Raw genomic sequence first — 11,913 nt, forward strand, 5'->3', positions numbered from 1 at the left:
GACGTGAATAATGAACAGTAAATTATACAAACTTGTTTTTTGTCATCGGTTGGGATGTTTGATTGCTGTCGGGGAATATACTCGAGCTTATGGGCGTTCGTTTTCGTCTCCTGGAGGAAAATTAATTAATGATAATAATAAGACCGGAATATTAAGCCATCTGGCTATATTGATGGGATTAGCGCTCGGCACCTGCCCTTTACTGGTATTTGCTCATTCCTCACTGCCGGTTAACGGCAAGGTTGTTATTGGTCAAGGTGTATTGGATGTTAATAACACCACCCTTACTGTGACTCAGCAAAGTGATAAGTTGGCGATCAATTGGGGCAGTTTTGATATCGCGCAAGGTAACAGCGTTATTTATAACCAGCCCGGGCAGCAGAGTATTGCACTGAACCGAGTATTAGGCCGCGATGCATCACAAATATATGGCAACTTAAAGGCCAATGGTCAGGTCTTTTTACTTAATCCAAATGGAATTCTATTTGGTAAAGGCGCACAAGTTGATGCGGGGGGTTTAGTTGCCAGTACTAAATCTATGTCTAATAAAGATTTTATTAGCGGATGCTATACGCTGACCAGCCGTGGCCATGAAGGCCAAGTGATTAATCAGGCTAATTTGCGTACCACATCGGGCGGCTATATCGCGCTGATTGGTCAACAGGTTGATAATCAAACTTCAGGTATTATCAATACACCGCAAGGGAAAGTAGCACTAGCAAGTGGGGGCCGCGTTACTCTTAATCTGGACCATGGCAGTTTACTCGGAGTGCAAATTCAGGGTGAACAGGTCAGCACTTTGCTAAAAAACGGCGGGCTGATTCAGGCTGACGGCGGGGTTATCCAACTGACTGCTCTCGGTAAAGAGATGTTAATGAATACCGTGATTGATAATACCGGTATTTTGCAGGCGCGCGGTTTGGCTGAAAAAAATGGTGTTATTTACCTCGATGGTGGCAGTGATGGGATAGTGAGCCAGCAGGGAGTCATTAATGCCAGTGACCCGCAAGGCCACGGCGGCAATATTATTCTGCAAGGTAAAAACATACATTTGGTTGCTGCGAGTAAAATTGATGCACGTGGAGCCAAGGGCGGTGGCAAAGTGCTGGTCGGCGGCGACTGGCAAGGTAAAAATAAACTAATAAAAAATGCCCGCGCAGTCGTCATGGATAAAGGGGCGAATATTGATGTTTCCTCCTCGCATCAAGGAGCGGGCGGAACTGCTGTACTATGGTCTGAAGATTACACCGCTTTCTATGGCAATATTCATGCCCGTGGTGGATCACAATCAGGTGATGGTGGGAAGGTAGAAACATCCAGTAAGCACAATTTACAGGCTTTTGGTCAGGTTGATGCAAGTGCAACTCTCGGTAATAAAGGCCGTTGGTTACTCGATCCGGCCGAGGTCAACATTGTTGACAGTGGTGCTGAGAGTGGTTCATCGGTTCAGTCCGGGGATCTTCCTGCGGGATATGTGAAAAATGCACAGGTTTTTACGCCAACCGCCAATGTTGCACAAATACTGAATACCAGCATCAATACTCAGCTCGATCGTGGCACTAATGTGACGGTAACCACTAGTAATAGCAGTTTAACCAATTGCCGTTGGTGTAATATTACGGTGAGTGCTGATATTAATAAAACCGCCGGAGGCGATGCTACGCTGACATTGCATGCTGATGGCAATATTACCATTAACAATAATATTTCGTCTAATGCCGGCAAGCTGAGCCTTAATTTGTTAGCGGGAAACTCCACCGCAGATTCTGTTATTACATTAAATAATGGTAATATTTTATTAAATAAAGGGGATTTACTAGCAAAATATGCCGATGATAAAAGTGCAACTCGTATTATTATTAATGGCGGACGATATGAGATCGGTAACCTTACTCTGGAAGGTAATAGCAGGGTTGCTTCTCTCATTGGGGTGAGTATCACTAATGCCGTTAATATTTCCGTGGCAGGTGAAACGCGTATTACCGGTGAAAGTAGTAATGTAAATAGGCAAGGGTGGCGTGGTATTGATGTATCTGATAACTCAGTGCTAACTGGTGCGGGTAATATGTCATTTACTATGAAGTCTAACTCTAACAGTTCGTGGATGGGAACATTCACTAATGCAACCATTACCAGTGATAAAGATATTATATTCCAGGCCAATGTTAGTGGGGATAATGGTGTGTCAGGAGGAGTGGATATTATTAATGGGAACATTTCTTCTAAGTCTGGCAATATTTCATTTGATATCAATGGAGATATTTTTACTCGGGCTAATCTTGGGTTGCGGATACTGGATTCACAAGTTAGTGCCAATAATGTTAACTTTAACATCAATGTCACTGGGGTTGATGCTTTCTTATTCAGAGACAGTAATCTTACCGCTATAGCCGGCGATATTAATGCCAATGTCACTACCACCGCCAAAGGGATTTGGTTTTCAGGTAATACCAATGTAAAGGCCAGTGGCAATATCAATTTGCAAGGTGTGACCAGTAACTCTACTACTGCGGGTGCTGAAGCAATAAAAATAAACGGTAATGCCAGTAATGTTCTGGTTAATATGACTGCCGGTGGCAATATATCGCTGGTTGCGGTTAATAATGGAACGGAAATCGGCAGTACCGTCGCTGGAGATTTTGCCACTATAACAGCTGAGAATGGAGATTTTAATTTAAATGTTACGGGCATCAAGGGTAGCCCTATCAATAATGTCAATATCAGTGCTAATAATATTTTACTGAATGGCAATATCAGTGATAATGATGCCGTGGTGATGACGAACACCTTTCTTACGGCTAAAGATGATATTAGAACTAATTTAAGCTCTCTCAAGTATAAAGCCTTTTATTTCAAAGGTAATGGTGGGATGAGTGCAGGTCAGAATATATCAATAGTTGGCAATACCTCTAATTCGTCTGTGCAGGCAATGACAATTATTGGGGACTCATCTAATAGAATAAATATTACTGTGGGAAAAAATATATCATTAACAGCTCAAAATTATGGCAATAAATCAGGCGCGGGTATTGGTATTGATAATGTTAATATTGAAACTAACAACGGAAACTTTACAGCAAATAGCAATGGTTCAAAAAGTATAGCCCTCACCAATACCAATCTTACCGCAAATGAGATTGACTTTATCTCTGCTACTAATATTGCTGACGGATTGATTTTTGAAAATGCCAATATCACAGCAACTACAGGTAATATTAATGCCAATGTAAGTTCATCCAGTAATAAAGGGATTTTTATTAAATCTAATAGCTCGTTAAATGCACAAAAAGATATTAATTTGAAGGGTGAGACACTTATTTCATCTGAAGGGATTAATATTGAAGGTTCTTCGAATGACTCCCGTAATAATATTACTGCCCAAGGGAATATCACTATTATAGGGAAGAATGGTGGCGGTAATCGTAATCAAGCCACATCTATTGATTTGGAAAATGTTAATCTGACATCAGCTACTAAAAATATTAATGTTAATGGATCTTCTACTGGGTCAGGAAATGTTTATTTTAATAACATTAATTTTAATGCCTCACGAGGTAATGTTGCGGTTTATTCCGAATCGGTGACTTCACTACTGGCTGGCCAAAGTGGCACCTTAAGCTTGGGCGGGAATAGTGCCATAGTGGCTAATAATGGATCGTTTGTTGGCAAAGCACTGAATACTACGCAGGGCACGGCACTTATTTTTAGAGCCAACAGTACCTTGTCGGTTGAAGGGAATATCGCGTTTCAAGGCGAGACAGATGGCACCGGTGCGACCCGCAAAGGGATTGAATTTAGTGGTGCCAATACATTCAATATTGCCAAGGGGAGTCAATTATCCCTGCTTGGTGAAAATAAAGGTGCGCAAGCTTCCGCAGGGGGCAATGGCATCGCCTATACCAGCCCCAAACAATTAACGATTAATAATAATGGTTCTTTAATAATGGAGGGGCGCGCAACCAGCGGCGTCGGCATTAACTTCCCTACCAGTAATAATACCGTGGTATTAAATGGTGAGGGTGACACGTTAATTAAAGGTAGTAGTGTTAGTGGCAGTGGGGTGGCAATTTCTGGTGTGGTTAATAACAGCCCCGGCTCGGTCACTATTGAAGGCACCAGTACCGATGGCACTGGGGTTCATCTCTTCAGCGCAGAGCATCAAGTTAATCGTATTAATGTGACTGGAAGTTCAACCCATGCCGATGGTCTACGCATTAGCGGCAATGCGACGATTACCGATACTGTACTGACCGGAAAATCAATTAATGGTAGTGGCGTGAAAATGGGTTCACTGCCAGGTTCTAATATTGTGACTTATACCGTATTGGATAATGCCACGCTCAATGGCGGCAGTACCCACGGTAAAGGCGTAGAGGTAACCGGTGATATCAAAGGTATTCATCAGAGTGTTATTAATGGCACCACCAATGGTATTGGTTATGGCCTTGATATAGCACAGAATTTAAATGTCACTGGCACCAGTGAAATCGATTTATTGACCCTAAAGGGCGTGGCAATAAACGATACCGGTACTGGGATAAAACTCAATGGCAATAACGATTTAAGTAATACCAGCTTAAATGGTTCGGCGGTAGATGGTGTTGCATTAGATATCACCGGCTCACTGACCAATCAAGGCAAGTCGGAATTGAGTGGTACCGCGTCTGGCACCGGTATTGGTGTACAGATTAATGGCTCTCTGAGTGGCAGTGTAGTGAATGGGACTGCGGTCAGCGGCATTGGTATCCAGGTCATGAATGGCGTGCTTGACGATAACCGCATCAATGGTATCTCGGCTACTGGTACCGGGGTTAGCGTTGATGGTAGCACCGTGCTTAATAATACTGCGCTGGTTGGCAATAGCACTGATGGCAAAGGGGTGGGGATCGCAGGTGACCTGACGGGTAGCCACGGCAGCTCAGTGCAGGGAGATGTGGTCAATGGCACCGGTGTGTATATCGATAGAGATGCCATTCTTTCCGGGAGCGCCTCTGACGATCTGTTAGCGATTAGCGGTAATGCGACGGGTGATAAAGGCACCGGTGTTCAGGTGGGTACTGGTATTCAGTTAGGGGGTAATAACACCCTTAATAACACCACCTTAGCTGGTAATGCCACCGACGGCACCGGCGTCGATATCACTGGCCCACTGATCAACCAAGGCAATAGCACGGTGGACGGTAAAGCCCCTGACGGTAACGGGGTGGAACTCAATGGAGCGATCACCGGCGGCACGATCAATGGCACCTCGGATAGTGGTTCGGGCATCAAAGTCGATGACGATACCCAACTGGATAACGCCACGCTGAACGGTAACAGCCCGGACGGCAAGGGCGTGGAGATCGCCGGTAACCTGACCGGCAACAATGGCAGCGCGGTGCACGGCGATACCGTTAATGGCACCGGGGTGGATGTGGTGCCGAATGCGGCGCTGACTGGCGGCGGCACTGACGACCCACTGGACGTGACCGGCAATGCCACGGGTGATAGCGGCACCGGGGTGCGATTGGAGGGCAATAACACGCTGGATAACACCACGCTGGCCGGTAATGCCACCAAGGGCGCGGGGGTGGATATCGACGGCCCGCTAACCAATAAAGGCAATACCACGGTGGACGGTAAAGCCACTGACGGTAACGGGGTGGAACTCAGCGGCGCGATCACCGGCGGCACGGTCAACGGCACCTCAGATAGTGGTTCGGGCATCAAAGTCGATGGCGAATCCAGTCTTAATAATGCCACGCTGAACGGCACCAGCCCCAATGGCAAAGGGGTGGAAGTCACCGCTAACCTGAGCGGCAACAATGGCAGCGCGATGCACGGCGATACCGTCAATGGCACCGGGGTGGATGTCGGTGAGAATGCCACTTTGAGCGGCGGCGGCACTGACGATCCACTGGAAGTGACCGGTAACGCCACTGGCGATAACGGCATCGGGGTGCAACTGGAGGGCAATAACACGCTGGATAACACCACCTTAGCCGGTAATGCCACCGACGGCACTGGCGTCGATATCACCGGCTCGCTGGTGAATAACGGCAATACCACCATTGATGGTAACGCGGATAAAGGCAACGGGGTGGAACTCAACGGCGCGATCACCGGCGGCACGGTCAACGGCACCTCTGATAGCGGTTCGGGCATCAAAGTCGATGACGATACCCAACTGGATAACGCCACCCTCAATGGCAACAGCACTGACGGCAAGGGCGTCGAAATTGCCGGTAACCTCACCGGCAACAACGGCAGCGCAGTGCACGGCGATACCGTCAATGGCACCGGGGTGGATGTCGGTGAGAATGCCACTTTGAGCGGCGGCGGCACTGACGATCCACTGGAAGTGACCGGTAACGCCACTGGCGATAACGGCATCGGGGTGCAACTGGAGGGCAATAACACGCTGGATAACACCACCTTAGCCGGTAATGCCACCGACGGCACTGGCGTCGATATCACCGGCTCGCTGGTGAATAACGGCAATACCACCATTGATGGTAACGCGGATAAAGGCAACGGGGTGGAACTCAACGGCGCGATCACCGGCGGCACGGTCAACGGCACCTCTGATAGCGGTTCGGGCATCAAAGTCGATGACGATACCCAACTGGATAACGCCACCCTCAATGGCAACAGCACTGACGGCAAGGGCGTCGAAATTGCCGGTAACCTCACCGGCAACAACGGCAGCGCAGTGCACGGCGATACCGTCAATGGCACCGGGGTGGATGTCGGTGAGAATGCCACTTTGAGCGGCGGCGGCACTGACGATCCACTGGACGTGACCGGTAACGCCACTGGCGATAACGGCACCGGGGTGCAACTGGAGGGTAATAACACGCTGGATAATACCACGCTGGCGGGGAATGCCACCGACGGCACCGGCGTCGATATCACCGGCCCGCTGGTGAATAACGGCAATAGCACCATTGATGGCAACGCGGATAAAGGCAACGGGGTGGAACTCAACGGCGCGATCACCGGCGGCACGGTCAACGGCACCTCAGATAGTGGTTCGGGCATCAAAGTCGATGGCGAATCCAGTCTTAATAATGCCACGCTGAACGGCACCAGCCCCAATGGCAAAGGGGTGGAAGTCACCGCTAACCTGAGCGGCAACAATGGCAGCGCGATGCACGGCGATACCGTCAATGGCACCGGGGTGGATGTCGGTGAGAATGCCACTTTGAGCGGCGGCGGCACTGACGATCCACTGGAAGTGACCGGTAACGCCACTGGCGATAACGGCATCGGGGTGCAACTGGAGGGCAATAACACGCTGGATAACACCACCTTAGCCGGTAATGCCACCGACGGCACTGGCGTCGATATCACCGGCTCGCTGGTGAATAACGGCAATACCACCATTGATGGTAACGCGGATAAAGGCAACGGGGTGGAACTCAACGGCGCGATCACCGGCGGCACGGTCAACGGCACCTCTGATAGCGGTTCGGGCATCAAAGTCGATGACGATACCCAACTGGATAACGCCACCCTCAATGGCAACAGCACTGACGGCAAGGGCGTCGAAATTGCCGGTAACCTCACCGGCAACAACGGCAGCGCAGTGCACGGCGATACCGTCAATGGCACCGGGGTGGATGTCGGTGAGAATGCCACTTTGAGCGGCGGCGGCACTGACGACCCACTGGACGTGACCGGCAATGCCACGGGTGATAGCGGCACCGGGGTGCAGCTGGAGGGCAATAACACGCTGGATAACACCACCTTAGCCGGTAATGCCACCGACGGCACCGGCGTCGATATCACCGGCCCGCTGGTGAATAACGGCAATAGCACCATTGATGGCAACGCGGATAAAGGCAACGGGGTGGAACTCAACGGCGCGATCACCGGCGGTACAGTCAATGGCACTTCAGATAGCGGTTCGGGCATCAAAGTCGATGACGATACCCAACTGGATAACGCCACGCTGAATGGCAACAGCACTGACGGCAAGGGCGTCGAAATTGCCGGTAACCTCACCGGCAACAACGGCAGCGCAGTGCACGGCGATACCGTCAATGGCACCGGGGTGGATGTCGGTGAGAAAGCCACTTTGAGCGGCGGCGGCACTGACGACCCACTGGAAGTGACCGGTAACGCCACTGGCGACAATGGCACCGGGGTGCAACTGGAGGGCAATAACACGCTGGATAACACCACCTTAGCCGGTAATGCCACTGACGGCACCGGCGTCGATATCACCGGCCCGCTGGTGAATAACGGCAATAGCACCATTGATGGCAACGCGGATAAAGGCAACGGGGTGGAACTCAACGGCGCGATCACCGGCGGTACAGTCAACGGCACCTCGGATAGCGGTTCGGGTATTAAAGTCGATGACGATACCCAACTGGATAACGCCACGCTGAATGGCAACAGCACTGACGGCAAGGGCGTCGAAATTGCCGGTAATCTGTCCGGCAACAATGGCAGCGCGGTGCACGGCGATACCGCCAATGGCACCGGGGTGGATGTCGGTGAGAATGCCACTTTGAGCGGCGGCGGCACTGACGATCCACTGGAAGTGACCGGTAACGCCACTGGCGATAACGGCATCGGGGTGCAGCTGGAGGGCAATAACACGCTGGATAACACCACCTTAGCCGGTAATGCCACCGACGGCACCGGTGTGGATATCACCGGCCCGCTGGTGAATAACGGCAATACCACCATTGATGGCAACGCGGATAAAGGCAATGGGGTGGAACTCAACGGCGCCATCACCGGCGGCACAGTCAACGGCACCTCGGATAGCGGTTCGGGCATCAAAGTCGATGACGATACCCAACTGGATAACGCCACCCTCAATGGCAACAGCCCGGACGGCAAGGGCGTCGAAATTGCCGGTAATCTGTCCGGTAATAACAACAGTTCGGTGAATGGCAACACCACTAACGGCACTGGGGTGGATGTCGGTGAAAACGCCACTTTGAGCGGCGGCGGCACTGACGATCCACTGGAAGTGACCGGTAACGCCACTGGCGACAATGGCACCGGGGTGCAGCTGGAGGGCAATAACACGCTGGATAACACCACCTTAGCCGGTAATGCCACCGACGGCACCGGCGTCGATATCACCGGCCCGCTGGTGAATAACGGCAATAGCACCATTGATGGCAACGCGGATAAAGGCAACGGGGTGGAACTCAACGGCGCGATCACCGGCGGTACAGTCAATGGCACTTCAGATAGCGGTTCGGGCATCAAAGTCGATGACGATACCCAACTGGATAACGCCACGCTGAATGGCAACAGCACTGACGGCAAGGGCGTCGAAATTGCCGGTAACCTCACCGGCAACAACGGCAGCGCAGTGCACGGCGATACCGTCAATGGCACCGGGGTGGATGTCGGTGAGAAAGCCACTTTGAGCGGCGGCGGCACTGACGACCCACTGGAAGTGACCGGTAACGCCACTGGCGACAATGGCACCGGGGTGCAACTGGAGGGCAATAACACGCTGGATAACACCACCTTAGCCGGTAATGCCACTGACGGCACCGGCGTCGATATCACCGGCCCGCTGGTGAATAACGGCAATAGCACCATTGATGGCAACGCGGATAAAGGCAACGGGGTGGAACTCAACGGCGCGATCACCGGCGGTACAGTCAACGGCACCTCGGATAGCGGTTCGGGCATCAAAGTCGATGACGATACCCAACTGGATAACGCCACCCTCAATGGCAACAGCCCGGACGGCAAGGGCGTCGAAATTGCCGGTAATCTGTCCGGTAATAACAACAGTTCGGTGAATGGCAACACCACTAACGGCACCGGGGTGGATGTCGGTGAGAAAGCCACTTTGAGCGGCGGCGGCACTGACGACCCACTGGAAGTGACCGGTAACGCCACTGGCGACAATGGCACCGGGGTGCAACTGGAGGGCAATAACACGCTGGATAACACCACCTTAGCCGGTAATGCCACTGACGGCACCGGCGTCGATATCACCGGCCCGCTGGTGAATAACGGCAATAGCACCATTGATGGCAACGCGGATAAAGGCAACGGGGTGGAACTCAACGGCGCGATCATCGGCGGTACAGTCAACGGCACCTCGGATAGCGGTTCGGGCATCAAAGTCGATGACGATACCCAACTGGATAACGCCACCCTCAATGGCAACAGCCCGGACGGCAAGGGCGTGGAGATCGCCGGTAACCTGACCGGCAACAATGGCAGCGCGGTGCACGGCGATACCGTTAATGGCACCGGGGTGGATGTGGTGCCGAATGCGGCGCTGACTGGCGGCGGCACTGACGACCCACTGGACGTGACCGGCAATGCCACGGGTGATAGCGGCACCGGGGTGCGATTGGAGGGCAATAACACGCTGGATAACACCACGCTGGCCGGTAATGCCACCAAGGGCGCGGGGGTGGATATCGACGGCCCGCTAACCAATAAAGGCAATACCACGGTGGACGGTAAAGCCACTGACGGTAACGGGGTGGAACTCAACGGCGCGATCACCGGCGGCACCGTCAACGGCACCTCGGATAGCGGTTCGGGCATCAAAGTCGATGACGATACCCAACTGGATAACGCCACGCTGAACGGTAACAGCCCGGACGGCAAGGGCGTGGAGATCGCCGGTAACCTGACCGGCAACAATGGCAGCGCGGTGCACGGCGATACCGTTAATGGCACCGGGGTGGATGTGGTGCCGAATGCGGCGCTGACTGGCGGCGGCACTGACGACCCACTGGACGTGACCGGCAATGCCACGGGTGATAGCGGCACCGGGGTGCAGCTGGAGGGCAATAACACGCTGGATAACACCACCTTAGCCGGTAATGCCACCGACGGCACCGGCGTCGATATCACCGGCCCGCTGGTGAATAACGGCAATAGCACCATTGATGGCAACGCGGATAAAGGCAACGGGGTGGAACTCAACGGCGCGATCACCGGCGGTACAGTCAATGGCACTTCAGATAGCGGTTCGGGCATCAAAGTCGATGACGATACCCAACTGGATAACGCCACGCTGAATGGCAACAGCACTGACGGCAAGGGCGTCGAAATTGCCGGTAACCTCACCGGCAACAACGGCAGCGCAGTGCACGGCGATACCGTCAATGGCACCGGGGTGGATGTCGGTGAGAATGCCACTTTGAGCGGCGGCGGGCAGGGCGATCCACTGACGGTGAATGGCAATGCGACGGGCGAAAAAGGTACCGGTGTTCATATTGATGGTAATAACACGCTGGATAACACCACCATAAATGGTCATTCCATCGACGGGCATGGTGTGGAGATCACCGGCCCGACAACGAATAAAGGTAATACCACCATCAATGGTAACGCTGCGGGTGATGGCCATGGCGTACATATCAATGGCTCGGTCAATGGTGGTGAGGTAAACGGTAATTCGAGTAATAATCACGGTGTTTACGTCGATGATTTTGCTGCGATAAATGAAATTGCGATTAGCGGGAATACCGGCTCCGATAAGCCACCCGTGTTTATCAGTTTGCCGGAAAGCATTGGTGAGAATGTGACCATTAATGGTAAGCCAGTTAATAAAGATACAACAGGGGGGCGAACTAAACCTGACCCAACTTCAGAAGAGAAAACAACCTCAGAGCCAACAGCGCAACCTCAGACAGGGGATAAAACGGGCAGCTTACTGAAGACTCTAAGCCAGGCCCTCAGTTCCCTCGAAGAACAGCAGTTACCTCCAGCTACCGTGACTGAATCTGAGCATAATATCGCCGAAAAAATCAGTGTCGCGGTCTGTATCCCAGAGGGTTTAACCACTCAATATCCAGAGTATGTCACCACCAAACAGGCACTTTGTGACGAACATGTTTTGGGCCGTTGGAAACCACTACCTTGGCTATCAAATCGGGAATGATGGGATTCTTAACTATCTAAATTCGTTAGATAAGTCGTGATGTC

1 protein-coding gene is annotated in these 11,913 nt (G+C 52.0%); it reads left to right on the forward strand.

Features of this window, described 5'->3' with window-relative positions:
• The first annotated feature begins 10 nt into the window (after positions 1 to 10).
• Positions 11 to 11,869 (forward strand): ESPR-type extended signal peptide-containing protein, encoded by an 11,859-nt coding sequence (locus DX162_RS11155; RefSeq protein WP_098081143.1) that lies wholly within the window; start codon positions 11 to 13, stop codon positions 11,867 to 11,869.
• The last annotated feature ends 44 nt before the right edge of the window (positions 11,870 to 11,913 follow it).

This window comes from Yersinia kristensenii, assembly GCF_900460525.1.
Classification (GTDB): Bacteria; Pseudomonadota; Gammaproteobacteria; order Enterobacterales; family Enterobacteriaceae; genus Yersinia; species Yersinia kristensenii.

Excerpts from the sequence above, each read along its gene's own strand:
- DX162_RS11155 (WP_098081143.1), top strand. The coding sequence starts at position 11 with ATGAACAGTAAATTATACAAACTTGTTTTTTGTCATCGGTTGGGATGT.